26 protein-coding genes are annotated in these 25,571 nt (G+C 60.9%); 3 read left to right on the forward strand and 23 right to left on the reverse strand.

Annotated features, from left to right (window positions below; all coding sequences use genetic code 11):
* Positions 1 to 9 precede the first annotated feature (9 nt).
* The 20 genes from K5K95_RS10930 to K5K95_RS11025 are packed head-to-tail and all read right to left on the reverse strand — an operon-like array spanning position 10 to position 18,157.
* Entirely contained in the window at positions 10 to 834 is an 825-nt protein-coding gene (locus tag K5K95_RS10930) for a hypothetical protein (protein ID WP_222589445.1), read from the reverse strand.
* A 25-nt stretch (positions 835 to 859) separates the two neighbouring features.
* Positions 860 to 2,086 carry a beta-ketoacyl-ACP synthase gene (locus K5K95_RS10935; protein WP_222589446.1) on the reverse strand — a complete coding sequence of 409 codons (1,227 nt, stop codon included), beginning with the start codon at positions 2,084 to 2,086 and terminating at the stop codon, positions 860 to 862.
* The gene (gene fabG, locus K5K95_RS10940) at positions 2,086 to 2,814 is read right to left on the reverse strand and encodes a 3-oxoacyl-ACP reductase FabG (protein ID WP_222589447.1); all 729 of its coding nucleotides are present in this window, start codon (positions 2,812 to 2,814) and stop codon (positions 2,086 to 2,088) included. Before fabG ends, K5K95_RS10935 begins: the two co-directional genes overlap by 1 nt.
* Entirely contained in the window at positions 2,811 to 3,272 is a 462-nt protein-coding gene (locus K5K95_RS10945; protein ID WP_222589448.1) for a hotdog family protein, read from the reverse strand. The genes fabG and K5K95_RS10945 overlap by 4 nt, the downstream gene beginning before the upstream one ends.
* Complete coding sequence (locus K5K95_RS10950) at positions 3,269 to 4,465, reverse strand: beta-ketoacyl-[acyl-carrier-protein] synthase family protein (protein WP_222589449.1); 1,197 nt, start codon at positions 4,463 to 4,465, stop codon at positions 3,269 to 3,271. The genes K5K95_RS10945 and K5K95_RS10950 overlap by 4 nt, the downstream gene beginning before the upstream one ends.
* A complete protein-coding gene (locus tag K5K95_RS10955; RefSeq protein ID WP_222589450.1) occupies positions 4,462 to 4,944 on the reverse strand; it encodes a hypothetical protein in 483 nt (160 codons plus the stop codon). Before K5K95_RS10955 ends, K5K95_RS10950 begins: the two co-directional genes overlap by 4 nt.
* A gap of 49 nt (positions 4,945 to 4,993) precedes the next feature.
* Complete coding sequence (locus tag K5K95_RS10960) at positions 4,994 to 6,241, reverse strand: NAD(P)/FAD-dependent oxidoreductase (protein WP_222589451.1); 1,248 nt, start codon at positions 6,239 to 6,241, stop codon at positions 4,994 to 4,996.
* Positions 6,228 to 7,388, reverse strand: coding sequence for a sodium:proton antiporter (locus K5K95_RS10965; RefSeq protein WP_222589452.1), 1,161 nt, complete (start codon positions 7,386 to 7,388; stop codon positions 6,228 to 6,230). The genes K5K95_RS10960 and K5K95_RS10965 overlap by 14 nt, the downstream gene beginning before the upstream one ends.
* Positions 7,385 to 9,724: an MMPL family transporter gene (locus K5K95_RS10970; RefSeq protein ID WP_222589453.1), complete on the reverse strand. Its 2,340-nt coding sequence runs from the start codon at positions 9,722 to 9,724 to the stop codon at positions 7,385 to 7,387. The genes K5K95_RS10965 and K5K95_RS10970 overlap by 4 nt, the downstream gene beginning before the upstream one ends.
* Positions 9,708 to 10,310 (reverse strand): outer membrane lipoprotein carrier protein LolA, encoded by a 603-nt coding sequence (locus K5K95_RS10975; protein ID WP_222589454.1) that lies wholly within the window; start codon positions 10,308 to 10,310, stop codon positions 9,708 to 9,710. Before K5K95_RS10975 ends, K5K95_RS10970 begins: the two co-directional genes overlap by 17 nt.
* Positions 10,307 to 10,732 carry an acyl-CoA thioesterase gene (locus K5K95_RS10980; protein WP_222589455.1) on the reverse strand — a complete coding sequence of 142 codons (426 nt, stop codon included), beginning with the start codon at positions 10,730 to 10,732 and terminating at the stop codon, positions 10,307 to 10,309. Before K5K95_RS10980 ends, K5K95_RS10975 begins: the two co-directional genes overlap by 4 nt.
* Positions 10,725 to 12,269 (reverse strand): histidine ammonia-lyase, encoded by a 1,545-nt coding sequence (hutH, locus tag K5K95_RS10985; RefSeq protein ID WP_222589456.1) that lies wholly within the window; start codon positions 12,267 to 12,269, stop codon positions 10,725 to 10,727. The genes K5K95_RS10980 and hutH overlap by 8 nt, the downstream gene beginning before the upstream one ends.
* Positions 12,250 to 13,197 carry a glycosyl transferase gene (locus tag K5K95_RS10990; RefSeq protein WP_222589457.1) on the reverse strand — a complete coding sequence of 316 codons (948 nt, stop codon included), beginning with the start codon at positions 13,195 to 13,197 and terminating at the stop codon, positions 12,250 to 12,252. Before K5K95_RS10990 ends, hutH begins: the two co-directional genes overlap by 20 nt.
* Positions 13,194 to 13,928 (reverse strand): glycosyltransferase family 2 protein, encoded by a 735-nt coding sequence (locus K5K95_RS10995; RefSeq protein WP_222589458.1) that lies wholly within the window; start codon positions 13,926 to 13,928, stop codon positions 13,194 to 13,196. The genes K5K95_RS10990 and K5K95_RS10995 overlap by 4 nt, the downstream gene beginning before the upstream one ends.
* Positions 13,921 to 15,603 carry an acyl-CoA synthetase family protein gene (locus K5K95_RS11000; RefSeq protein ID WP_222589459.1) on the reverse strand — a complete coding sequence of 561 codons (1,683 nt, stop codon included), beginning with the start codon at positions 15,601 to 15,603 and terminating at the stop codon, positions 13,921 to 13,923. Before K5K95_RS11000 ends, K5K95_RS10995 begins: the two co-directional genes overlap by 8 nt.
* On the reverse strand, positions 15,600 to 16,145 hold the full coding sequence (locus tag K5K95_RS11005) for a hypothetical protein (protein ID WP_090176512.1): 546 nt from the start codon (positions 16,143 to 16,145) through the stop codon (positions 15,600 to 15,602). The genes K5K95_RS11000 and K5K95_RS11005 overlap by 4 nt, the downstream gene beginning before the upstream one ends.
* A complete protein-coding gene (locus K5K95_RS11010) occupies positions 16,142 to 16,396 on the reverse strand; it encodes an acyl carrier protein (RefSeq protein ID WP_222589460.1) in 255 nt (84 codons plus the stop codon). The genes K5K95_RS11005 and K5K95_RS11010 overlap by 4 nt, the downstream gene beginning before the upstream one ends.
* 9 nt (positions 16,397 to 16,405) lie before the next feature.
* Positions 16,406 to 16,666: a phosphopantetheine-binding protein gene (locus tag K5K95_RS11015; protein WP_090176507.1), complete on the reverse strand. Its 261-nt coding sequence runs from the start codon at positions 16,664 to 16,666 to the stop codon at positions 16,406 to 16,408.
* On the reverse strand, positions 16,647 to 17,456 hold the full coding sequence (locus K5K95_RS11020; protein WP_222589461.1) for a lysophospholipid acyltransferase family protein: 810 nt from the start codon (positions 17,454 to 17,456) through the stop codon (positions 16,647 to 16,649). The genes K5K95_RS11015 and K5K95_RS11020 overlap by 20 nt, the downstream gene beginning before the upstream one ends.
* Entirely contained in the window at positions 17,432 to 18,157 is a 726-nt protein-coding gene (locus tag K5K95_RS11025) for a beta-ketoacyl synthase chain length factor (RefSeq protein WP_222589462.1), read from the reverse strand. The genes K5K95_RS11020 and K5K95_RS11025 overlap by 25 nt, the downstream gene beginning before the upstream one ends.
* Before the next feature lie 355 nt (positions 18,158 to 18,512).
* Between K5K95_RS11025 and K5K95_RS11030 the strand changes: the two genes are divergently transcribed.
* Entirely contained in the window at positions 18,513 to 19,283 is a 771-nt protein-coding gene (locus tag K5K95_RS11030; protein ID WP_222589463.1) for a ParA family protein, read from the forward strand.
* Between the two features lie 70 nt (positions 19,284 to 19,353).
* Here K5K95_RS11030 and trxC read toward each other — a convergent pair whose 3' ends face one another.
* On the reverse strand, positions 19,354 to 19,788 hold the full coding sequence (gene trxC / locus K5K95_RS11035; protein ID WP_046045645.1) for a thioredoxin TrxC: 435 nt from the start codon (positions 19,786 to 19,788) through the stop codon (positions 19,354 to 19,356).
* A 272-nt stretch (positions 19,789 to 20,060) separates the two neighbouring features.
* Between trxC and K5K95_RS11040 the strand changes: the two genes are divergently transcribed.
* Entirely contained in the window at positions 20,061 to 20,330 is a 270-nt protein-coding gene (locus tag K5K95_RS11040) for a PbsX family transcriptional regulator (RefSeq protein ID WP_222589464.1), read from the forward strand.
* The gene (locus K5K95_RS11045) at positions 20,330 to 20,692 is read left to right on the forward strand and encodes a type II toxin-antitoxin system PemK/MazF family toxin (protein ID WP_222589465.1); all 363 of its coding nucleotides are present in this window, start codon (positions 20,330 to 20,332) and stop codon (positions 20,690 to 20,692) included. The genes K5K95_RS11040 and K5K95_RS11045 overlap by 1 nt, the downstream gene beginning before the upstream one ends.
* A gap of 6 nt (positions 20,693 to 20,698) precedes the next feature.
* Here the strand turns inward: K5K95_RS11045 and selO are convergent, their stop codons facing one another.
* Both selO and mscK read right to left on the reverse strand, forming a co-directional pair.
* Positions 20,699 to 22,162, reverse strand: coding sequence for a protein adenylyltransferase SelO (gene selO, locus K5K95_RS11050; protein ID WP_222589466.1), 1,464 nt, complete (start codon positions 22,160 to 22,162; stop codon positions 20,699 to 20,701).
* Between the two features lie 48 nt (positions 22,163 to 22,210).
* Complete coding sequence (gene mscK, locus K5K95_RS11055; RefSeq protein ID WP_222589467.1) at positions 22,211 to 25,558, reverse strand: mechanosensitive channel MscK; 3,348 nt, start codon at positions 25,556 to 25,558, stop codon at positions 22,211 to 22,213.
* Positions 25,559 to 25,571: the final 13 nt, after the last annotated feature.

The raw sequence follows: 25,571 nt of genomic DNA on the forward strand, positions 1-25,571 counted from the left end.
GTGCTCACCTCACTCAACCTTTACCAGCTCCCCTCGCAACCCCACCCCGGTCACCACAGGCTTAAGCGCCTCCAGCCCCGGTATTGTCGCCCCGTCGGCTGCGCACTGGTATTTCCCGGTGTCCTGGCTCAGGTCGCGCTTGTTGATGCCGGCAATATTGATCACGGCGTTGGCGCCGGCCTTTTTGGCTTTGCTCTGCAGGGTCGCCAAGGTCGATTGCAAGGCCCAGAAGCAGGCGTCTTCCTCAGACTTGTCTTCGTTGTCGGTTCGTCGGCTACTGCTCACGGCGGTCAGTTTGCGCGCCTGCGCTGGTAGCGTTTCTCCGGCCAGGTAGAACTTGACGCTGCCGTCCAGCAGGCCGACGTCGGTGGCGCGTTTCACGCCTTCCTGGAAGTCCTGGAAGGTGGGTTCATAGGCGCCTTGCGAGGCGATGACCTGATCGATATCCGGATCGGAGGCCATTTGCTTGATCACGTCATCACGCAGGTAGTTGATCCAGCGGTTGTAGGTGCCGTGGATGCGGCCGTCCTTGTAGTCCAGGCCGCGGCTGTTGCGGTAGTCGATTTCAAAGGAGGTCGTGGTGTAGGGGATGTCGATTTCGGCGTGGTGTTTATCGCGCACGGTGATCGCCGCCTTGATCATGCCCGGGCGCGCCGATTGCACGACCCATTGGCGTTCAATCAGCGCGGTGACAATGGCGCGGCTCATCCGGTCGTTGCTCAAACCCCGGTCGCTGGGGAAGGTTTCCTTGGCGGTGTACACCGGACTGCTGGTGCAACCGCTCAGCGCGACCGCCACGGCAAACAGCGCGGCGATGCGCTGAAACTGAGTCATTCCCTTTACTCCAAACGTGTCCGGATCAGTGCCAGCGACGGAAAATCAACGAGGTATTGACGCCACCAAAAGCAAAATTGTTGTTCATCACGTATTCATTACTCATCTGCCGGAACTCGCCGCGCAGGTAGTCGAGCTTGCCGCAGAGCGGATCGACATCGTCAAGGTTGAACGTGTGCACATACAGGTCGCGGTTCATCATTTCGATGCTGAACCAGGACTCCAATGCTCCGCACGCACCCAAGGTATGGCCGAGGAAGCTCTTTTGCGAGCTGATTGGCATGTGTTCGCCGAACAGCGCACTGGTTGCCAGTGTTTCGGCGATGTCGCCCTGTTCAGTCGCCGTGCCGTGACCATTGACGTAGCCGATGTCCGACGGCTGTAGCCCGGCGTCTTCCAGCGCCAGTTCCATGGCCCTGCGCATGGTGACCTGTTCCGGTCGGGTGGCGTGCTGGCCGTCGGCGTTGCTGCCGAAGCCGACGAGTTCGGCGTGGATGCGCGCACCGCGAGCCAGCGCGTGTTCGAGTTCCTCAAGCACCAGCATACCGCCGCCTTCGCCAATCACCAGGCCATCGCGGGCGCTGTCGTAGGGACGCGGAGAGGTCTGCGGTGCATCGTTTTTCAGGCTGGTGGCGTAGAGCGCGTCGAAGACCATGGCTTCGGTCGGGCACAGTTCTTCGGCGCCGCCGGCGAGCATCAGTGGCAGGCGGCCGAATTTGATCGACTCGTAGGCATAACCGATGCCCTGGCTGCCGCTGGTGCAGGCGCTGGAGGTCGGGATCAATCGGCCGGTGAGACCAAAGAAGATGCTGATATTGGCCGCGGTGGTGTGCGGCATCATCCGCACGTAGGAGTTGGCGTTCAGGCCCTCGGCCACCGAGTTGAGCAACATGTTGCCGAATGCCTTGATCTCGTCGGTGCTGCCGGTGGAGGAGCCGCAGGAGACGCCCATGCGCCCGTCCTTGATCGACTCGTCACCCAACAGCCCGGCATCGGCCAGCGCCTGTTCCGCCGCGCCGACCGCCAGGCGTGAGACCCGGCCCATGCTGCGCAGTTGTTTGCGGGTCCAGTGGCTGGGCACTTTGAAGTCGTCGATGGGGCCGGCCAGGCGCGTGTTGAGCTCGGTAAAACGATCCCACTCGTCCATCCGGCGAATGCCACTGCGGTTGGCCGCGAAGTTGGCGGCGATGGTTGCCCAGTCGCTGCCCAGTGAGGTGATGCCGGCCATGCCGGTGACGACGACGCGCTTCATCAGCACAGGCCTCCATTGACGGCCAGAACCTGCCGGGTGATGTACGACGCTTCCGCCGACATCAGGAAATTCACCGCGCTGGCCACCTCTTCCGGGGTGCCCATGCGTTGTGCGGGAATCATTTTCATCAGTTCTTCCACCGGCACGTTTTCGTCGAGCATTGCCGTGTCGATCAGGCCGGGTGCGACACAGTTGACGGTAATTTTGCGCTTGCCCAGTTCGATCGCCAACGCTTTCGCCGCGCCGATCAGACCGGCCTTGGACGCGCTGTAGTTGACCTGGCCGCGGTTGCCGATCAGGCCGGAAACCGAGGTAATGCAGACAATCCGCCCGGCAGCACGACGACGAATCATCGGCATCATCACCGGGTGCAGCACGTTGTAGAAACCGTCGAGGTTGGTGCGCATCACCACATCCCAATCATCCTCGCTCAGTGCTGGAAAAGCACCGTCGCGGGTCAGGCCGGCGTTGAGCACGACACCGTAGTAGGCGCCATGGGTTTCAACGTCGGCTTCGAGGATGGCTTTGCAGCCGGCGCGGTCGGACACGTCGAATTGCAGGATGCGCGCCTGGCGCCCCAGCGCCTGGATTTCGCCTTGAACGATCACGGCGTCCGCCAGACCGCTGCGGCAATGCAGGACGATGTCATGCCCTGCCTGGGCGAGGCGCAGCGCGATGGCGCGGCCGATGCCACGGCTGGAGCCAGTGACCAGTACGGATTCAGTCATGACTGGACTCCTTCGGGTTCATGAAGATATTGAGCGGCCTGAGGTGGGCGGAACACGTTCAGACGGGCGGTGGCGTGAATGCCTGGAGCGTTGATGTGGCATTCGAACACGCCCATGCCGTTATCGTCTTCCAGCGAGCGCATCCCGTGGATGGTCAGCTCGGTGCCAACGGGGAAGTGTTCCACGTTGCATTCGAATTTGCGCGTACCGAGCAAAAAACCCAGCACCACGCCATCGCCCCGCTGGCGCGCGTGGCAACCGGCATACGCGGCGACACTCTGGGCCATCAGTTCAATGCCGACCCAGGCGGGCATGCTGCCGTCGGCACGGCTGAACAGGCCATCTGGCCTGACGATGAGGCGTGTGCGGATCTGGTCGTCATCGAACTCCAGAATCTGTTCGATGAAGATCATATCGCCAGCGTGCGGCAGCAGTTCGGCGATCGGCCAGTCAATCATGGGGCGTCTCCGATTATCAGGCTGACGTTGTTGCCACCGAAGGCAAAGGAATTGCTCATCAAGTAGCGAGGTGCAATGGACGTCAGGCGATCGGTCGGGGTCACCCAATCCAGCGCCGGCAACTCAGGATCAGGCTGGCCGTCCCAGACGTGGGGCGCCAGGGCCTGCTCGCGGTTGTTCGTGCTCAGGCTCAGCCAGCAGAACGCCGCTTCCAGGGCACCGGCGGCGCCAAGGGTGTGACCGGTCATCGGCTTGGTTGAAGAACACGGGACGCCTTGCGGGAACAGGGTCGCTACAGCCAGGCTTTCCATGGCGTCGTTGTGTTGGGTCGCGGTGCCATGCAGGTTCAGGTAACCGATCTGAGCGGGTTGCAGATTTGCTCGGCTCAAGGCTTTGCGCATGGCTTGCAAGGCGCCACGGCCAGTCGGTTCCGGCGCAGAAATGTGGTGCGCATCGGAACTGGCACCGCTGCCTAGCAGTGCAATCGGCTGGCCGTCGCCGGCATTTTTGCTCATCAGAAACAGCGCGGCGGCTTCACCGATATTGATGCCGTTGCGGTTGACTGAAAACGGATTGCAACGTTGCTCGGACACCGCTTCCAACGCCGAGAAGCCGTTGAGGGTCAATTTGCACAAACTGTCGACGCCGCCGCACAGCACCGCGTCGCACACCCCCAGATCCAGCAGGCGTTGGGCGCTCATCAGCGCCCGGGCGCTGGAGGTGCAGGCGGTCGAGATCACGTAAGCCGGGCCGCTCAATTGCAGCCAGTCGGCGAGGAAATTGGCCGGTGCGCCGAGCTCCTGCTGCTGATAGTCGTAATCGGCAGGGAAATGATGCTCGCGAATGTAATGGGCCAGGCCACGGCTGGCCTCATGGATACCCGACGTACTAGTGCCCAGCACCACGCCGATACGGTCACGGCCGTAGGTCTGGATCGCACGATCGATGTCTTCGCGGATTTGCAACGCGGCTTCCAGCAGCAACTGGTTGTTACGGCTGGCTTGCTGAGCCAGTTCCGCTGGAATCGGGGTCAATTCGCCACGCACTGCCGCCACCGGCAATGAGCGCTCCGGGACCCAGCCAGCCTCGCTGCGCATGCCGGAGCAATCACCGGCAAACAGATTGCGCGCGACTTCCGTTTTGTCGCGCCCCAGGGCACAGATAACCCCAAGGGCATTCAGATAGGCGGTCATGGAGCGTCTCCGCTCAAGGGTGTGACTTGATACTTGGGACCTTTGGGCAGGTTCAATTCGAAGCTCATCGGTTGTGAATAACGGACGTCCCAGTGCGTGGGCAAGGAGCGTTGACTGCCATGTTGCCAAGCCGTGGGGTAGTTGCCCGACAGTTCATCCTTGGGGGTTAGCGCAAATAGCAACGCCGCGAACAGCTCCCGGGCTTCCGGGTTCGGCGGCAACAGGCCGTCGGCTTTCCATTGGCCATCGATCAGTTTCTGGCGAGCCTGTGGAATGCCCAGCAAATCCATCATCGACCAGCGAATGCCAGGGCCTTCACGCTGGATCACCAGCACCCAGTCCTGACGTTGTTCGGCGACCAGGCGCTGGATGTGCAACTGCAGCGGCAACGACAGGTTCGGGGTTTGCTCGGGCAGCGGCGGACTGCTGGCGCAAGCGCTCAGCAACAGACAGCAACCCAGGAGCAGGAAACGAATCATCAGACCTCACCTTCAAGGGAAGTTCGCCACAAAAAGGCGTTCACGTTATTCATGTGACATCTCTGGCGCAGAGTTCTGACAGCATGCGCAGCCGACGTTTGGGTTCACTGACGAACGGATTGCGCTCGTCCCAGGCATAACCGGCGAGGATCGCGCTGATCATGCGGCGGATGTCAGGTGAACCGTCCGGATGGAAAATCACATCCTGGAAGGTTCCGGCGTACCAGCCTTCGACGTAGCAGCGGAATGTGTCGACGCCGCGCTTGAGCGGTGCGGCGAACTCGGTTTGCCAGTCGACGCTTTCACCTTGCAGTTGGCGGTGCAGGACGCCGGCGGCCATGCTCGCCGAGCGCATGGCGATGGTCACGCCGGAGGAGAACACCGGGTCGAGGAATTCCGCGGCGTTGCCCAGCAGTGCAAAGCCCGGGCCGTGCAAGGTTTTGACGTTGGCCGAGTAGCCACCGATGGTACGCGCGGGGGTGTCCCACACTGCGTTTTTCAGGACACCGGCCAGGCTTGGGGTTTCAGCGATAAAGCCGCGCAGGCACTCGTCCAGGTTGTCCATGCGGCCTTCGAAGTGTTCGGCCGCCGCCACTACGCCGACCGAGCAACGGCCGTTGCTGAACGGGATGGTCCAGAACCAGATATCGCGATGGATCGGATGGGTGGTGATGAGGATTTTTTCCCGCTCGAAGGTCGGGCTGTCGATCTGGTCTTCGATGTGAGTGAACACGGCCTGGCGCACCGGGAAGTTCGACGGCGCTTCAAGGTCCAGCAAACGCGGCAGAACGCGGCCGTAACCGCTGGCGTCGAGCACGAAATCAGCTTCGACGCGGTACTGGCTGCCATCTTCTCGCAGCACATCGAGCTGCGGTTTTGCCAGGGTGAAATCGGCGCTGACGATGGCCTCGCCGTAGCGAACTTCCACGCCTTGCAATTCGGCCTGGTCGGCCAGCAACTTGTCGAAATCGGCGCGTTGAACCTGGAAGGTGGTCGGCTTGCCGTGGCTGAACGTGTCGCCGAAATCAAAGGCGCTGTATTGGTCGCCCCAGGCGAACGCCGCACCATTCTTCAACTGGAACCCGGCGGCGTTCACCGCGTCGAGCATGCCGGCCTCTTCGACGAAATCCAGGCAGTGCGACAACAGGCTTTCGCCGATGGAAAACCGTGGGAAATGCTGGCGTTCGATCATCAGCACGTCATGACCTTTGCGCTTGAGCAGCGCGGCGGCGATGGCGCCCGAGGGGCCCGCACCGATAACGACGACCTGGCGATGTTCCATTTCAACTGTTGGCACGGGGGCTCCTTGCCGGGGCGGCGATATTCAAAGGGGGGCTGTGCATGCCGGCGAGTGCCGGCAGCAATGTAGCGATCAAACCCATCAACATCAGTGCGAAATACAGCGCCGGACTGATGAGCTGTTGTTGCAGCAGCAGGTTGAGAAAGACGATCTCACTCAAGCCGCGAATATTCAGCAGCAGGCTTTCGCGCCAGCGGCTGGCGCCCTCGAACGAGGCGCCGGCCCAACCGAGGCCCAGCCAGTTGCCCAGCAGTTTGCTGGCAATCGGCAACAGCAGCAGCGCCGCCAGCTGGACCCAGCCGAGACTGGCCATCGCGGCGTGAACGTTGATCTGCACGATGCCGAACGTCAGGATCAGCGGAATGGCGATCCAGGTTTGCAAGCGGCTCATCCAGATCGCCGGCAACGGCAGCACCAGTGGCACTTTCAGCGCAGCCATGCACAACAAGTAACCGATGCCGAAAATCAGCGCGTTGAGCTTGAAATGTTCGGCGACCACCAGCAGCGCGAAGAAGCCGCCGCTGTACAGCATCGGTTGGCGCGCACCGAGCAGGCGCAGCAGTAACGGCAGGCAAGCGCCGGCCAGCGGTAGCAAGAGGCTGCTCAGATGCAAACTGCCTTGGGCGAAGCCGAACAGCGTCCAGCACGTCAGGTCGATGAGAATCGCCGTTTGTACCAGGCGTCGGGTGGCGTCGGGTGGGTAGTGAATGTGTCGCAGGTACAAATACAACACCGGAATCGCGGTGATGGCGAACACCAGGCCGACCGCCAGCGAGCTTATCCAGGATTGCGCCGGCAGCAGCCAAACGGCGGTGGCGAGTCCGCAGACAAACGGAATACAGAAACTCGGCAGGGCGATTTTCAGGCTCTGGCGATCCAGTCGCAGGTCGATCACGTCACTGAGGATGTGCCCCAGCAGCAAGGCAAATCCCAGGCTGTAGAGGTTTTTCAGCCACGTCGGCGAGATCAGTTCGGCGCCGCTGAGTTGCCAGCCCGGCTCGATCCAGAAGTACATCAGCAGCGGCAGGCCGAAGGTCGCCAGCAGCAACTGGCTGACGATCGGGATCAGGCCGAAATGCCGACCGACCCGGGTGGCCGCGGCGAACATTGCCAGGGCCATGAGCCAAAACACGGCGATCATCATGCCGCGGACTCCGTAACGGCAGCGGTGTGGACATGGCGTCCGGCCCACGGCGCGAGGATGAAGCTGAAAGCCAGGCCCAGGCTGACCGACAGGCCGAAGTTGCTCACCGCCGGCGTGCTGGACACGGCCAGCAGACCGAACGACAGCCAGGTGGTAACCGCCGCCAGCAAGGTGCCCAGCAGGCTCACGGCGGCGCCGCCGACCTGTTCGCGCATGAGGATCGCGTAATCGACGCTGATCGCCGTCACCAGCAACAGGCCGAACAGGCTGAACAGCGTCAGCGGCTGACCCAGCCAGCCAAGACTGGCCAGACTGCACAGCGCGGCCAACAAGGGCAGCGAGACGATACGCAGCGCGCCACCAAGGCCGAATGGCACGATCAGCACCAGCACGATCAATGCGCAGGAAGCGAGTTTGAGCTCAGCGGCACTGATCTGGGTCGCCGCGAAAACCGTGTTCAATTCACCGAGACGGTCGACCAGTTGGACACCCGGCAAGTCCAGCGCCTGAGCGCGCAGCAGCGAAGGATTGTTCAGGCCCTGCAGACTGACCATCGCCGCCACGCCGTCATCGGTCGGCCCCAGCCACAAGGTGCGATAGGGCTCTGCCAACGGACCGGTCAGCGCCGCGTCGATGTCTTCGGTGGGCAATGCCTGCAATTGCACAAGCTCTGTTTGCAGCGCTTGCGCTGTCACACCGAGGTCGAGCAGCGGCTGCCAGAATTGCGGCAATTTGTTCAGCGCTTCGCGCACTTTGTGCTGTTCGCTCGGTTGACTCACCAGTTGGTTGAGCGACAGATAACCCTGGAGTTTGTCCATCTTGACCAGCTGATCGAGACGCTCGCTCAGCGCGGTTTGGCGCTCGAGCAGCTCTTGCTGGTTGGCTGCACGCACCAGGAAGAACTGGCTGGTGGGTTGATAACCGGTAATGCGCGCGATGGTCCTGGCTTCGTCCGTCAATTGCTGCGGCGTGCCGATCCACTGGCGGATGTCGTTCTTGCTCTCGAGTTGCAACAAGCCGCCGACGCAAAAGGCAATCAGCAGTGCCAGCAGCACCGGCGTACGCGCAATTTTGAGCAACGATTCGCGTAGCTCCAGCAAAAACTCACTGACGCGCAGCGGCCATTGCGCCGGTCGCAGGTCCGCGCCCTTGAGCAGCGCCGGCAGCAGGCACACCGCTGACAGGTAGGCGCCAAGCAGGCCGGCGGCGGAGAATACGGCGATCTGGGTCAGCGCCGGGAATGGCGTCCACGCCAGTGCCAGGTAGCCGATGCAACTGGTGATCAGGCTCAGCGTCAGGCCTGGCAAGGTCAGGCGTAATGCCGGCCAGCTGTGCCAGGGTTTCATGCTCCAGCTTTTCGACAGGTAATGCAGCGGGTAATCGACGGCAACGCCGATCAGGCTCGACCCCAGCACCAGCGTCATCACATGCATGTGACCGAACAGCGCCACGCAAGCCACGGCGCCAAACAGCATGCCCACCAGCACCGGCACGAACGCCAGCAAGACCCGCCAGCGCCGGAAGGCCAGCAACAGCAGCAACAAAATGCCGACGGTAGCGCCGCCTCCGACCCAGGTCATTTCGCGGGTGGCTTGTTGCTGACCATTGGCCGCGTAGAGCAAGCCGCTGGCGGCGAGCAGTTGAACGTCGCTCTGGGCCGCTTCTTCGCGGCTGTGTTTGAGCAGGGCGGCCACTTGCAGCGGCAGGTTCATGTCGAAGGCGTTGCCGGTGGTTTTTGCTCGCAGCAACACCCAGCTTTTACCGTCGGCATCGGCCACCAGTGCACCGCTGCCGATGTCCAGTTGCACGGCGCCGTGTTGTGGCTGGCTGTTCTGAATGCGTCCGGTCAGCCCCAGCCAGTCTTCCTGGCTCGGCACCAGACTGAAACCGGTGAAGGGGTCGAACAGCGCTTGCACGCGCTGTTGGATAAAGGCGTCAGGGTGTTCGATCAGTTGCTGACGATCCGAGGCAGACAGCATGGCCAATCGGCCTTGCAGCAATTGAGTGCGCAGCGCTGGCAAGTCGGCTTGCAGGGTCCACTGGACCTTCTCGAACAAGCCGCTGGCTTGCCACTGCTCACCCAGTTTCTGAGCCATGGCGATGGCTTGCGGGCGATCTTTATGGCCGACCAGCACCAGCATTTCGCGGTTCAGCGGTTCTTGCATGCGTTGTTCAGCGCGTAGTTCCAGCGCGTCCGGCGCCGTGCCCGGCACCAGTTCCATCAGGTTGGCCGACAGCGGAGCGCCGTTACGCCACTGCCAGCCGGCGAGCGCGAGCACCGCCAACAGCAGGATCAGAAACAGCCACGGGAGCCTGCGTTCACTCGGCAAAGTCATGTTGCTCCGCGTCGCTCAGCGGTTGCGCGCTGGTGCTGTCCTGCATGCGCAACAGGGTGCTGTCACCCTGGGTTTCCAGCAGCTCGATGCTGTGCACCAATTCGCCGCCGGTGATGTTGATTTGGTTGAACACTTGCTTGAGCAGCATCGAGCGCGGGGTCAGCGTCAGCTTCCAGTTTTGCGCCTCGCCGCTCAGCGACAGCTCGAAATCCCGTTGCAGGCCGCTGCTGTCGCCTTGCAGCACGGCGAGGAACAACCGGTTCTGCTCGGTGCCAGCACTCTTGCCTGGCAGCATCTGCCAACCGTTGGCGTCACGTCGGGCAATGCCCTTGTCGGTGATGCGGTAATCCTGCTGCAGCGGCGTCTTCAGCAGCCAGAGCAAACCGTGGTTTTTGGCGAGGACGAAAGTGCCCTTGCTGGTCAGTGGCTGGGGCAGCGCACGCAGGTGTTTTTCCTGGATGAAATTGCCATGGATCACATCGGGTTTGGCCAGCTGATCACTCAGTTGTTGCAGATCGAAGGCGTGAGCGATCGATGACAACCCAAGCAGCGCTAACGCACCCAGGCATTTAAAAAACGGGCTCATGCCAGGATCCTTTCAACGGCGTCGGTGAAGATCTTCGGTGAAGCCAGCTGCATCTCACGGCTGGCCATGTCCACGGCTACCTGCACCGAGCTGGCGCGGGTCAAGCGCTCGCCGGTTTCCAGGTCGCTGATCAGGTAGCTGATCTTCAGGCGGTTCTCCCACTCCACCAGATTGGCGCGCACGTTCAGCTTCTGGCCGAACACAGCACCACGCACATAGCGCAATTGCAGGTCGATCACCGGCCAGGCGTAACCCGATTCGACCATCGCGGTGTAGTTGTGGCCGATTTTGTCCAGCAGCGCGCAGCGGGCCACTTCCAGGTATTTGACGTAATGGCCGTGCCAGACGACGTTCATGGTGTCGACGTCAAAGAACGGCACGAGGATTTCCGTATCGGTATGAAGCACTCCTTTGCTACGCATGCAGCCTCCAGTGTTGTTCGGCAATCCGCTTGAGGCACAGGCGCAATTCACCTTCCAGCGCACGGTCTTCGATGACCGGCGGGAAGTCCTTGCCCAGTTCTTCGTGCATGGCGGCCAGGGCGGGCGGCAACGGCCGGGCATCTTCAGCCTTGCTGCGCAGCCACACACCCTGATTGGCGGCGAGCAAGGTGGCGGCGGCGACTTGTTCCGTCAGCTCCAGCACGCGGATCGCATCACGGGCGGCGATGGTGCCCATGCTCACCTTGTCCTGGTTGTGGCATTCAGTGGAGCGCGAGAAGACGCTGGCCGGCATGGTGTTTTTCAGGGCTTCGGCGGTCCAGGCACTGGTGCCGATCTGCACGGCCTTGAAGCCGTGATTGAGCATCGCCCGGTCAGCGCTGGCGCCGGACAAATTGCTCGGCAAGCCATGGTTGTAACGCTCGTCCACTAACAGCGCGAGTTGACGGTCGAGCAGGTCGGCGACGTTGGCCACCAGGTTTTTCAGGCTGTCCATGGCGAACGCGATATGGCCGCCGTAGAAATGCCCACCGTGCAGCACGCGCTCGGCTTCGGCGTCGATGATCGGGTTGTCGTTGGCGCTGTTGAGTTCGATCTCGATGAACGAGCGCAACCAGTTCAGGCTGTCGGCCAGGACGCCGAGGACATGCGGCGCGCAGCGCAGGGAATAGCGGTCTTGCAGGCGATGCAGCGGCGCGGTCGGCGCGTCGATCGCCAGGTCTTTGCGAAGCCAGGCGGCCACTTGCATCTGCCCTGGATGCGGTTTGGTGGCGAACAGGCGTTCGTCGAAGTGTTCCGGGTTGCCTTGCAGCGCGACCACGTTCAGCGCGGTGATGCGCGTGGCCAATTGCAGCAGGTAATCGGCTCGGGCATAGGCCAGGCAGGCGAGGCCGGTCATCACGGCAGTGCCGTTCATCAATGCCAGGGCTTCTTTCGGGCGCAGCACCAGCGGCTGCCAGCCGAGTTCACGGTGCACGTCGGCCGCCTGGCGGCGTTCGCCACGGAACATCACCTCACGCTCGCCGGACAAGGTCGCCGCGACGTAGGACAACGGCGTCAGATCGCCGCTGGCGCCCACTGAACCTTCTTCCGGGATCAGCGGCAGGATGTCGTGTTCGAGGAACGCGTGCAGGCGCTCCAGCAGTTCCACGCGCACACCCGACACGCCGTGGCACAGCGACTGCAAACGCGCGGCGAGCACCGCGCGCGTGGCCTGGGCGTCGAGCAGTTTGCCCAGTCCGCAACCGTGGAAGGTGTACAGATGACGGGGCAGGGCCTCGACGTGATGCAGCGGCACGGCGACCACGCAAGAATCGCCGTAGCCGGTGGTCACGCCGTAGATCACGCCTTCCTTGTCCAGCAGGGAATCGAGGAATCGCGCGCCCTTGGCAATGCGCTCACGGTACGCGGGATCACTTTGCAACTGCGTCGGCACCTGACGGTTGGCCAGGGCCAGCACGTCTTCAATGCGCAAAGGGAGTTCGCCGAAGGTTACCGGCTCAAGCGTTGGCGTCGTCATCGGTCTTCCAGAAAGGGTAAAAGTTGAACCATTGTTGAGGCGCTTCGAGGCAATAGTGGCCCAGGCGTTCGGCGTAGCGGGTCGCCCACTGATGGATGACCTGTTCGCGGTCGTTGCGTTTCCACACCACGGCCTCGGTGAACGGTTCGAGGATCACGCGGTATTGGCCCGACGGTTTCTTCAGGCACATCAGCAGATTGATCGGGCACTTGAGCAGGCCGGCCAGCAGCCACGGTCCCTGAGGGAACGCGGCCTGATGACCGAGGAAGTCCACCGTCACGCTACGCCCGCCATGCAACGGCACACGGTCGCCGGCAATCGCCAGCCACTCGCCGCGCTCCAGGCGTTCATGCAGTTGCAGCATGATCAAAGGGTCCAGCTCGCTGACCTGAATCAGCCGCAAGTTGGTCGCCCCGGCTTCACCCAGCAGACGGTTGAATTGCTCGGCATGCTTGGTGTGCACCAGCACGTTCATCGTGACTTTCTCGCCGATCTCCGCCAATGCGCGGCAGACTTCGAGGTTGCCCAGGTGCGCGCCCACCAGCATCTGCCCGCGTGTGCCGCGCAACTGATTGCGCAGCAGTGCCGGGTCGATGATTTCGATTTGCTCGATGCTCAGCTTGCCGTTCCACACATCGAGCTTGTCGAGCATCGAATCGGCAAAGGCCATGAACTGGCTGAACACCCGCCACTGGGTCGGGCGCAATTCAGGGCGACCACTCCAGTCGGCAAGCCGTTGCTGGTATTGCCAGGCGCTTTGACGGGCGCTGCGACCGAACAGGAAAAAATACAAGACGATGCCATACAGCAGCGGGCTCAACAGACGACGACCGAGGACCTTGGCGCCGAACGCGGTGAGTTTCATCAGCCAGAAACTGCCGCGTTCCTGACGGTCGGCCCAGTGCTGTTTGTCAGCGTTGATGTTCATGTCCGCCACCGTCGCCAGAGAATCAGCGGCGCCCGCAGCAACATGCCGAAGAACAGCCGTGTGTGCATGCTCGAAATCAGCACGTTGTCGTGGAACATGCGGAAATGCGAGACCCCGTCCAGCGGGTAACGAACCCGCACCGGCAACCACCGCATTGGCAGATTGCGCCAGGCCAGTCGCACGAGAATGTCCGAGTCGAAATCCATGCGCTTGCCGATTTTTGCCGAGTCGATCAGCGCCAGCGTTGCTGGCAATGGATAGATGCGGAACCCGCACATGGAATCGCGAATCTGCAATGAAAGCGTGTTGATCCAGACCATGACGTGGGTCAGGTAGCGGGCGTACAGACGACCTTTAGGCACGCTGGCGTCGTATTGCGGATAACCACAGATCACCGCGTCGGGATGCCGGCGCGATTCTTCGATGAAGGTCTTCACATCCTGCAGGTCGTGCTGGCCGTCGGCGTCCACTTGCAAGGCGTGGCTGAAGCCCAGGCGCGAGGCTTCGCGAAAACCGGTCATGACTGCACCGCCCTTGCCCTGATTGGCGGCGAGGCGGATCAGGTTGACCATTTCGCGCTGCGCGAGCTGATCGAGCACTCTGGCGCAGGCCTGATCGCTGGCATCGTCCACCAGAATGCACGGCAGGCCGCTGGCAATCAGCGCGTCGACCACCGTGGTGATGGCGGTTTCATGGTTGTAGACCGGAACCACGGCGCAAGGGTTATGCATCACCCACAGCCTCCAGCAAGATGCGCCCGCTGGAGCAGGTCGCGGTTTCATTGCGATAGGCGAAGTACAGCTTGCCGCGCTCCGGATCAAAGCGCAGGTGCAACTGGACCTCATCGCCCGGGCGCACCAGTTGCTGGAACTTCAGCACTTCCATGCCGGCAAATTTTGCTGGCAACTTCATCAATTGCTGGCCCAGGCTCAAGGCCCAGTCCACCTGAACCACGCCAGGCAGCACCGGTGTCTTCGGGAAGTGTCCGCTGAAATAGGCCAGGTCCGGCGGCACGGCCAGTTGCAGGCTCCATTCACCTTCGACTTCGACTTGCTCCAACACTTGCGGCGCCTTGGGGCGGGGCGCCAGCAGCAAGGCTTCGACGTCGGCCTGGGGCAGTTTGCCCTGAGCATTCAGCGGCAACTGGCGCAACATTCGCCAGCGTCGTGGCAGCGCCAGGGCTTCGCAATGCTGGCTAAGATGCTGACGCAGCGCTTGGGTGAGCGCGCGGCGTCCCTGATTGCGCAACGCATGCAGGCCGGCGTCTGTCAGCACCAGCAGCGCACCCAGTGAGGCGCGATTTTCCCGGACCACGCCGAGGCGCGCTTCGGCCACCCAGTCATGGTCAGTCAGCGCCTTTTCCAGCATCGGCAGCGAGATACGCTTTTCTTCCAGCTTGACGATCCGGTCCAGTCGCCCAAGCAGTTCGAAGCGGCCGTCGGCATCAATTTTGGCCGCATCGGCGGTGTGCTCGATGTGGCCGGCGGGCAGGTAGGGAGACGCGATCAAGAGGGCGCCATCGTTGTCCTGGCTCAGCTCGATATCAGCAAAGGGTTGCCAAAGCTCGTGACCCTGGCGCCAGGCGATGCCGCCGGTTTCCGAGCTGCCAAAGATTTCTGTCGGCCATTGGTGCAGTCGCTCGAAAAGGCTTTGCGCGGCCTCGGCCGGTAGCGCGCCGCCGGATGAAAACACTCGGCGAACGGCGCTCAAGGCCGGCCAGTCGAGGTTGTCGCCCATGCGCTTGAGCAGCGCCGGGCTGGCCACCCAGGCGAACGCCGGGTGTTCGCGGCTGGCGCGTTGCAAGTCTTCCGGAAAGGCCAATTGTTTGCGCAGGAATGAGCGCCCGGCGCACAGCGGCCACAACACCCGAAACAACAGGCCGTAGATGTGCTGGGTGGCGACGCTGCCGATGATGCAGGCCTCCCCCAGTTCCGCGCCCCACAGCTGTTCCAGCGCTTCAACTTCGTTAGCCAGTTGGCGCAGGTTCTTGTCGATGCGCTTGGGCTCGCCACTGGATCCTGAGGTGCACAGGCTTAGCTGGCAGCGATCCAGATCCAGCGCAGCGGCGCTCAGTGGGGCGTGGCGGTAATCGGTGAGATGCGCGTCATCCGCCTGATCGGTCAGCCATAGATCAACTTCGCTCGACCAGCGCTGGCGAGTCTGGGGTTGCAGATCGGCGGGCAGCAGCACGCTGACCCCGGCACGCCAGGCACCGAGCAGGGCAATCGCCAGCTCTGCGGCGTCTTCCAGGTGCACGGCGATGCGTTGCACGCCTTGGGATTGCAGGCCGGCTGCCAGGCTCAGGGCCTGTTCGCAAAGCTGTGCGTGATTCAATGCCGGCTCGGCCGTCACGGCGCGTTCCGGTTGAGCCTTGAGCAGCAATTGCTCAAGTTTTATCCAATTCATGGGTGGCCTCGTACCCGTTGTCGTATGAGCCATTCAATGGCAAACAGCAAGCCCATCAATCCGTAGGAAATCAGGCCGGTGTACAACATCCACCAACTCAGCGGCGCCCAAAGCGTCAGGGCGGCGGCGAGCAAACCGTTAAAGAGAAAAAATACACACCAGACGATCGTCACCTGACGGGTATAAACAATGGCTCTGGCCGGCAAGTGCGGTTCACGCAGCCTTGCCAGCCGTTCGACCATCGGTGGTCCGATTTTCAGGCTCAGGCCAAACAGCCCGAGCAGGAAGGCGTTGATCAGCACGGGATACCAGCGCAATAACAACGGACTGTCGAAAAGCGCCAGCAACAGGCAAAAACCGATGGCGGTCAATGCCATCCACAGGCTGCCCGGGCGACGCGCGCCGAGCACGGCACGCGCCAGCCACAAGCTGCCCAGCAACAGGCCGAACTGCCACGGAGCAAAATGCTCCATGCCGAAATACACCGCAAAGGGGTACAACAGGCCTGCCAGCAGCAGGCCCAGGCCGATCAATCGGCTCATGCGGCGGGTTGAACCAGACGGTAGACCGCCTCGACCACGTCGCCGACGGTGCGCACCGATTTGAATTCTTCGGCGGCGATTTTCTTGCCGGTCTGGCGCTTGATGTGATCAATCAGGTCGACGGCGTCGATGCTGTCGATTTCCAGGTCCTGATACAAATTGGATTCGAGGCTGACGCGGCCGGGATCCAGCTCGAAGAGTTCGACCAAGGCATCGCGCAGGGTGTTGAAAATGTCGTCTCGAGTTTGCATGGTCCGGTCTCAAGCTGCCTGTTTTGCTGTGACGAACGCCGCAAGGCTCGCCACGTTGCTGAAATGATTACGGGTGTCCTTGGCGTCGGCATCGATTTTGATGCCGTACTTTTTCTGGATCGCCAGGCCCAGTTCCAGGGCGTCCACCGAGTCCAGTCCCAGGCCTTCGCCAAACAGCGTCTGGTCGTCGCCGATATCGTCGACGCTGATGTCTTCCAGGCCCAGGGCTTCGATGATCAGCAGTTTGATGTCACGGTGTAGATCGCTCATCTTCGGCGAGCTCCTTGATAAAGTAGTGATGCAAATAATCGTTGAGCTTGCGCGAGGCCTGAGGCGCAGGGCCACACGCGGCGAAGGCTTGTGGATCTATATCGGCCCCGACACGGAAACTGAAGTGCACACGGCGTTTTGGGATGCGATACCAGGGTTCTGCCTTGGTCAAAGTGCTCGGATTGACCTTGATGATCACAGGGGTGAGGATTTTCGCACCGCGCATGGCGATTGCCGCGCCTCCCCGATGAAAGGCCGGCGGTTTGCCCGGCTGGGTACGGGTGCCTTCGGGAAAAATGATCAGGGTCTGGCCGTTTTTCAGTGCGTCGGCTGCCGTGTCCAGCATGTCCATGCTGCCGTCGTTGCTGATGTAATCGGTGCGGCGCAGAGGGCCACGGGTGAAGGGGTTGGTCCAGAGGCTTTGCTTGACCACGCAATTGGCGTGGCTGACCAGGCCGATCAGGAACACCACATCGATCAGCGACGGGTGATTGGCAACGATCATCTGGCCCGGTCGACCGAGTTTTTCGGCGCCCTGGATGTCGTAGGTGAGCACGCCAGTGCGAGCCATAAACCGCACGAAAAACCAGAAGCAGCGGCTGACAGTGACGCGCGCCCGCAGTCGATGTGCCTGGGCGTCGCCGGGCAGGCAGCTCAATAGCGGGAAAACCAGCAGACGCAGACACAGCCCACCCAACCCGAAGAGGGTGAAGCTCGCGGCGGTGGCCAGCAGACGCCAGTAATAAGCGTCGCGGTTTTTTTCGGTTACAGGTTGCGTTGCCAGGTCCATACACGATTTTTCCAGGCATGTTGGCAGGTGGTCTGCTGGCCGAGCAGGGTACGCAATAGATTCAAGGCATGGGGCCATTGGGCTTTTGACAACGGATCCGCAGGGCTGTTCATGGACAGCTGCCACTCGGTGCCCGGTGTCAGTAACAGACCGACCGCATAAGGGAATGGCACGTCATCAATCCAGGCTGAGTAGGCTTGGGGTGGTTGTTCTTCGGTAACGATCAGCAAAACGGCAGGCGCGCCTTCGGCGAGCAGTGCCGCGGCCTCTACCATGCCGTTTTCGAGGCCGTCACCGGCAGCGGCGAGCGCGGTCATTTCGCTGGTTTCACCCCGCAGGATCGACCAGAGGCCAATCACTGCGTTGTGAACCGACAAGCTGAATTGAGTAGGCGACAACGGCTGATCGGCGGCCAGGTCGCTGAGTATTTCGAAGGTCCGTGGGGTTTCGCCGTGGCGGGAAATAAAGACCAGCGGTAGTTCATCGCGACCCTCGGCCAACGGCCAGCCGACACTGAACGCCATCCGAGCGAGGCGACTGAGCCGCCGACGCTGCATTGCCGGGAGAAAAGACACGTCGGGAGCGGCATCGCTGTTCTGAAGGGCGACCGGTTGTCGGCTCCAGGCCTGCCAATCGTCCACGCTTTCGAGCCCAGGGGCCCACGCGCGCCATTGGGCGATATTGAAGTTGATCACAGACATTCTTCCCGCCCCTGCGGGCTTTCTTGACGCGGCGAGCTGCAAAAAAGCGCCAGCTACCTTACGTGGCGCTTGGCGCCGAGTGACGGGCATTATCCCGTTGCGGCCGGCGCGTAGCAAATGATGGTTACATTTTGCTCAGCGAAATGTACTGGTTGGTCCGCTGTACGCTGTCGTTTGGCCATTATCCACATTGTGGTGCTCAAGTCTGTCGGCTCAGTCAGCGATCAATGGCAGAGATAGCGGATTTTTTATTAAGAGATTACCGCTGACTGTGTAGTCCCTATGCCGACGAGGTAGCTAAGCAGCGCCGTGGACTACTACACTCGGTCATTCTTTGATACACGGAGGTTTTGACATGCGGCGCGTGGTGTTCAATCAGAAAGGTGGCGTGGGCAAATCCAGCATTGCCTGCAACCTGGCGGCGGTCAGTGCCAGCGAGGGGTATCGTACGTTGTTGGTGGACCTCGACTCCCAAGCCAACTCCACTCAATACCTGACGGGCCTCACAGGTGATGCCATTCCGATGGGCATCGCCGACTTCTTCAAACAGACCCTGTCGTCCGGGCCGTTTTCGAAGAAAAACCAGGTCGATATCTACGAGACACCATTCGATAACCTCCATGTCATCACCGCCACGGCTGAATTGGCTGATCTACAGCCCAAGCTCGAGGCCAAGCACAAGATCAACAAGCTGCGTAAATTGCTTGAAGAGCTGGACGGTGATTACGACCGTATCTACCTCGATACGCCCCCAGCGCTGAACTTCTACGCGGTATCGGCGCTGATCGCCGCTGACCGGGTGCTGATTCCTTTCGATTGCGATAGTTTTTCCCGCCAGGCGCTGTATGGCCTTTTAGCGGAAATCGAAGAACTGAAGGAAGACCACAACGAAGGGCTGGAAGTCGAGGGGATCGTCGTCAATCAGTTCCAGGCCCGTGCCAGTCTGCCTCAGCAGATTCTTGACGAGTTGATTGCCGAAGGGTTGCCGGTGCTCCCGGTCTATCTGGGCAGTTCGGTGCGCATGCGTGAATCCCATCAGGCCAATACGCCGCTGATCCACCTCGACCCACGGCACAAGCTGACCCAGCAGTTCGTCGAACTGCACAACTTGCTGGAAAACGCCTGATTCGCTGATGTAGAACGGGGCTCATGTGGTAGCGAGCAGGCTCGCTCCCACAATTGGGTTCGTGGTGGTTTCAGATCCCCTGGCTACGCAACCAGCTCATCAATTGCGGTAAAGGGAAGGCCCCACTCTGGCGTGCCACTTCCCGGCCGTTCTTGAACAGAATCAAACTCGGAATCGAACGAATCCCCAACTGCGCCGACAACTGCTGATTCGCCTCGCTGTCCAGCTTGGCCAGCCTGCATTTACCCGCCAGTTGCACCGCCGCCTGCTCGAACACCGGTGCAAACGACTTGCACGGCCCGCACCAGTCTGCCCAGACGTCCACCAGCAACGGCAGATCGCCCTTGATCTGACTGGCGTAGTCACTTTGCTTCAATTCGAACGGTTTGTTCAGCAAGACCTCGGCTTTGCAGCGGCCGCATTTTGGATGGTCGTTGAGGCGCTCGGCAGGGATGCGGTTGAGGCCGTTGCAGTGGGGGCAGGGGATGAGGAGTGGGTCGGTCATGATCGGGCGGGCTCTGAAAGGTTGGGCAATACAAAGCTGATCTGGAGTCGCAACCTGCGTTTATCAAGAAAGATTTTTAGATCGAGGACGCAGACTGTCGCAAATGCTCACATATTCCAGAGTTTCGGATTGCAATCGATGGCTACGCTGGAGGCAACTTTACCCGCTTAGATACCTTAATAAGGAGTTCGCTTTTGCCTTTAGCGTCGTGCTACTTTTGTTGCACTTATCGAGAAATCGATATCTCTCAATTGTCGGATAGGAGTTATCCCATGTCCGTGACTTCCAGAATTCGCCGTCAAGGTGGCGCTGCGGTGATTACGCTCCCCCCCACTTTACTGAAGCTCCTGCATTTGGACGTGGGGGCACAACTTGAACTGAATGTCGTCGACGGTGAGTTGATTGCCCGCCCGGTTATCCAGTCTTCTCGCAAGCGCTACAGCCTCGCCGAGTTGCTGGAAGGGTCCGAAGAAATAGCAGAACTGAATGCCCAGACGGCGTTTGCACGTGAAGGCGATCCAGTTGGCCGGGAGTTGGGTTGATGGTGCGCCGGCAAGCCCCGCAGCGGGGTGATGTCTACTGGATTGATCCGAACCCGGTTGCTGGGCGGGAGATGATGGATCGGCATCGATTCGTGGTGATCACCCCAAGGGAGATCAACTCTTTGGGTGTCAGCATGACGGTACCGGTGACCAGCGGTGGGAGCTTCAGTCGAAGCTCCGGTTTGGCAGTCATCGTCTCTGGCCACGAAACGAATGGCGTTGCGGTTTGTAATCAGGTACGCAGTTTTGATATTGAGCAGCGTGTTCGCGACGGCTCAGCCAAATTTATTGAGCGGCTGGATGACATCACGATGGCAGACATCATCGCCCGAGTCGTCAGTGCCATCGATCCCCTGGAATGAACAGCTTCACGACGAACAACTGATCTCCAGATGCTTGCCCCATTCCGGCGGCCGCTCGGCGTAACTCTCCATCCCCGGTTGTTCTTCGAAGGGATTGCTCAGCACCGCGTGCAAACGGCGAACCTCTGAATAGTCACCACCCTCTGCCGCATCGATGGCTTTCTGCGCCAGGTAGTTGCGCAAGATGTACAGCGGATTGACCGCGTGCATCCGCGCGCGGCGCTGTGGTTGATCCAGCGTTCCGTCGCGAGAGACCCGGGCGATGTAAAGCTCGCCCCAGGCATCGAAACCCTTGATGTCGACGAAATCGTCGCGCAACCGGGCAACGGCCAGTTCGGGGGACTCGTCGCCGAGTCGGCGGAAGAACAGGCTGTAGTCGACGCCGCTGTTCTGCATCAGTTGCAGCAGATGCTCCAGCAATTTCTGGTCGTCCTCTTCGGCGGTAGTGAAACCGAGTCGGCGGCGCATCAGGTCCAGGTAATGGGCCTGGTAGAGCGGAAAGTACAAGCCGAGGGTTTCGCGCAGGGCTTCGACGCTGATGAACGGCGTCAGGGCCTGGGCCAGGGCGCTGAGGTTCCATTGCCCGATCGGCACTTGATTGCTGAAAGAGTAACGACCCTGATCATCCGAGTGGTTGCAGATGAAGTGGGCGTCGAAATCATCGAGGAAGGCAAATGGGCCGAAGTCGAAAGTGATGCCCAGGATCGACATGTTGTCGGTGTTCATGACGCCGTGGCAGAAGCCGTAAGCCTGCCATTTGGCGATCAGCTCGGCATTGCGCTCGACGATCTCGCGAAACATCGCCAGATAAGGTTCCGGCTGTTCCAGGCATTCTGGAAAGTGCATGGCCAGCACATGCTCACCGAGTTCTTTCTGTTTCTCGGGGCGTTTGGTGTAGTAGAAATATTCGAAATGGCCGAAGCGCACATGGCTCGGCGCCAGGCGCAGGACCATGGCCGCGCGTTCCTGTTTCTCACGCCATACCGGCGTGTCGGAACCGATCACGCAGAGTGCGCGAGTGGTCGGGATGTTCAGGGCATGCAGCGCTTCGGAGGCGAGAAACTCACGGATCGAGGACCGCAGCACGGCCCGTCCATCGCCCATTCTTGAGAACGGTGTCTGGCCCGCTCCCTTCAGGTGCAAGTCCCAGTGCTCGCCGGCTTCGTTGTAGACCTCGCCCAGCAACAAACCGCGACCATCGCCTAGCTGCGGGTTGTAGGAACCGAATTGATGGCCGGAATAGACCATCGCCCGCGGGACCGCATCGGCCCAGAGCTTATGGCCACTGAACAGCTCTGCGAACTCAGGGGTGTCGGCCACGGCCGGGTCGAGATCGAGCAACGCCATGGCGGCAGGGCTCGCAACGACAAGGCGCGGGTTGTCGATAGGTTCGGGCAACACATGGACGGAAAACGTATCGCCCAAGCGGGCGAAGCGATTATCGAAGGTCAGTTCGTCGAGGACTTTCAACGGCCATCTCCAGCAGAATGTCCGAGCATTCTGCTAGGGATAAGCCGGTTAGTCGAGCTTGGCGGCCGGCGGCTCTTGCGGTTCGTCATCTCGCTTGGGGACGATGGTTTTGGATTCCGGCTCGATCGGCACCATTTTGTATTCCTGGCCCTGGAGGTTCTTGAGGTAAACCTCCATCTGGCGGAACGAGATGTTGATGTGCTGCTTCTTGAACTCGCGGTTGATGAAGCGGTTGACCTCATCGAGCACCGGGTTACGGTCGCCGAGGTCGCGCACGTGCATGCGCAACTCGTGGTCGAGGGTGCTTTCGCCGAAGTTCAGGAAGTACACGTGCGGTTCTGGATCCTTCAGTACGCGCGGGTTATCCCGGGCAGCTTTGAGCAGCAGTTCTTTCACCAGATCCAGGTCGGAGCCGTAATCGACGCCGAGCTTGAGCGTCACGCGAGTAATGGTGTCGGTCAGGGACCAGTTGATCAGTTGCCCGGTGATGAACGTCTTGTTCGGGACAATGATGTCCTTGCGATCGAAGTCGGTGATGGTGGTGGCGCGGATACGGATCTTGCTGACCGTGCCTGACAAGTTGCCGATGGTGATGGTGTCGCCGATGCGCACCGGACGCTCGAACAGAATCATGATGCCGGAGATGAAGTTCGCGAAAATCTCCTGCATCCCGAAACCTATACCCAGCGATAGCGCTGCTACCAGCCATTGCAACTTGTCCCAGCTCACGCCGAGTGTGGACAGGGTCGATACGAAACCGATGCCGGCAATCGCGTAAGAAAGGAGCGTGGTCGTGGCGTAGGCGCTGCCCTGCGCCAGGTTCAACTTCGACAACACGAGCACTTCCAGCAGTCCCGGCAAGTTGCGCGCGAGGGCGAAGGTGATGCCGATAATGATCAGGGCGCCGAGCAAGTCGCCAATGCTGAGCGGCACCATGCTCAAGTTGGCGCCGGTGCCGCTGGTGTATTCGTAAAGGGTGATGTTGTCCAGGTACGAGAACACCGAGATCAGATCGGACCAGACCCAGTACAACGCGGCGATGAAACCACCCAGCAACGCCAGGCGGATCAGTCGCAGCGATTGTTCGTTGACCTTTTCGATGTCCAGCGTCGGCTCTTCGATCACCGCTTCGCCTTCGCCGGCTTCTTTTGCAGCCTGCCGTTTGGCCAGCGCTCGCTGATAAGCCAGGCGTCGGGCCGCAACGCTGAGGCCGCGAACGAAAGTGGCTTCGATCACCAGCCAGAACATCAGCAGATAGAGTGTATTGATCAACCGGTCGCTCAGTTTCAGCGCCGTGTAGTAGTAGCCGAAGCACACCGCCACGAACAACGCGACGGGCAAGACGGTGAACATGATCCCCACCGCTTTGCGAAACAGCGATGCGTTCTGGTGAGTCGGGCTGCTGACCAGCAGGCGGCTGAGCAGCCAGGCCATCAAGGCGTAGCACGTCAACACCACCGGCATGCCGAGCACATCATCGGCCAGCGTTGCGGGTTGCAGTTCGGCGACAGCCACCACCGCGACCAATGCCATCACCACAAGCCCAAGCCTGCGGACCCAGCCTTGCAGGAATTCGACCTGGGGTTTTTCCCAGCGGAAATGCAGTTCGGCCACGCCACCCGGTGCGAGGATCCGGTACGCGGTGTAGAACACCAGCCAGGCCTGAGCCATTTGCAGCAGTGCGGCGCCCATGTTGGCATTCTGTCCGCGGGCATCGATCTGCAACGCCAGGCCGCACAACGCGAGGCCCAGGGAAACCGGCATCGCCAGCAGAATATTGATCAGGATGGCCTGGGGGGTGTGCCACTGGCTGTCACGTTTGAAGTGACCGATGTCCTGGTGAACCTTGTTCAGTCGGGCATACAGGCTTTTGCGCCGCCACAGCAGGGCGCCGATCAGCAGCACCAGTGGCAGAAACAGCAACGGTCGCTGAATCAGGCCATCGGTCAGTTCACTGAGGCTGGAGGCCCACGGCAGCGTCGTCACCTGGCGTTGCAGGCGTTCCGGCACGGCGCGCATCCATTCCAGGTCCAGCGGCTTGTTGCTGGGAATCCAGAACATCTGTTCATCGAGCGTCGCCCGCAGGCTTTGCGCGGTGCTGAGCAATTGTTTCTGATTGAGTTGCAGGGTGATGGATTCGTTGAGCACCGCGCTCAGTTCGCGGTTCAGTCGCTCCAGCAGATCCGCGCGAGTCGTGGCCAAGTCCAGCAGGCTCTTGCGCAACTGCGGAGTGACTTGTTCCGGCGGTTGGGACGCCAGCAGGTTGTCGACATAGGTTGCCGGGTTGCTGAGCAACTCCCGTTGCTGGCTGACTTCAAACTGGTAGAGGCGAATGTCGGCAATCTGGTCGGCCAAATCTCGATCAAGCTTGAGGTGCGGCAGCGATTGTTTCTGTTTGTAGAGAATCTTGGAGAGCAGCAGGCTGCCCTTGAGCACGTTGATTTGCTCGTCCAGCGCCGCATCGCTCTGTGTCACGTTGTCCAGCTGCTGCTTGGTCTGCAGGTTCTGCTGGGTGACTTCGTTGAGACGGTCAGTGCTTTTGAGCAGGTAGTCGGAGAGTTTCAGGTTGGCTGCGCTTTCAGTGGCAAGCAAGCTGCTGCTGCCCGACTTCTGCGCTTCGATGGACTGCTGCGTCACCGTTTCCTGGGACTGAGCCAGACGCTTCTGGTTGATCAGGGTTTGCAGCTCCTGGATTTCCTGATCCAGGCGATCGGATTTTTCCGTAAGCAAGTCATGCTGGCTGTTGCCCAGGTCTTGCAACTGGCTGTTGCCGGCCAGTTCCTGACGACGCAGCGGGATCAGGGCATTGAGGGCTGCGAGCTCGGCATTGAGCAGGTCTCGCTGTTCGCCGGTCAAGGTCTTGCCGGCGTCTTTACCGGTCTTGAGGATGTTGTTGATCTGCTGAATGCGCGTCTGGCTGCTGGAGATTTCAGCCTGGGCTCGCTCGGGACGGGTCTGGGCGGTAATCACCAGACTGTTGGCCTCGGCCAGTGCTTTTTGCAAATCGCTTTGCTGGGTCGAGCGCTCGGTGAGCATTTGCTCAAGCTGCTGGATTGACTGATTGGCGTAGCGTTGCGCCACCGGCAGCACTTTGGAGGCTTTGAGCCGGACCAGCTCACGCTGGTTCTCGATGTTCTGCTTGGGCGCGGTGGCCAACTGTTGCTTGAGGGCCGCCAGCTTCTGCTCGTAATCGCGCTGATTGTTGAGCTGGGTCAGCGTGTTTTGCAGGATCGATTGCAGGGCTTTCTGATCGGCTTCCGGCAGTTTGCGGTCGGCGATCTTGTCCAGGTTCGCCTGCACGGCTTCGGCGGACGGCGGTTCGGCCGCTTGCAGGGCTCCGACAGAAAGACTCAAGCCCAGCAGGGCCATGATGAAAAAGGTGCGCAGGGTTGACATAGAGACCGATCGA

The organism is Pseudomonas sp. DR48 (assembly GCF_019823085.1).
Lineage (GTDB): Bacteria > Pseudomonadota > Gammaproteobacteria > Pseudomonadales > Pseudomonadaceae > Aquipseudomonas.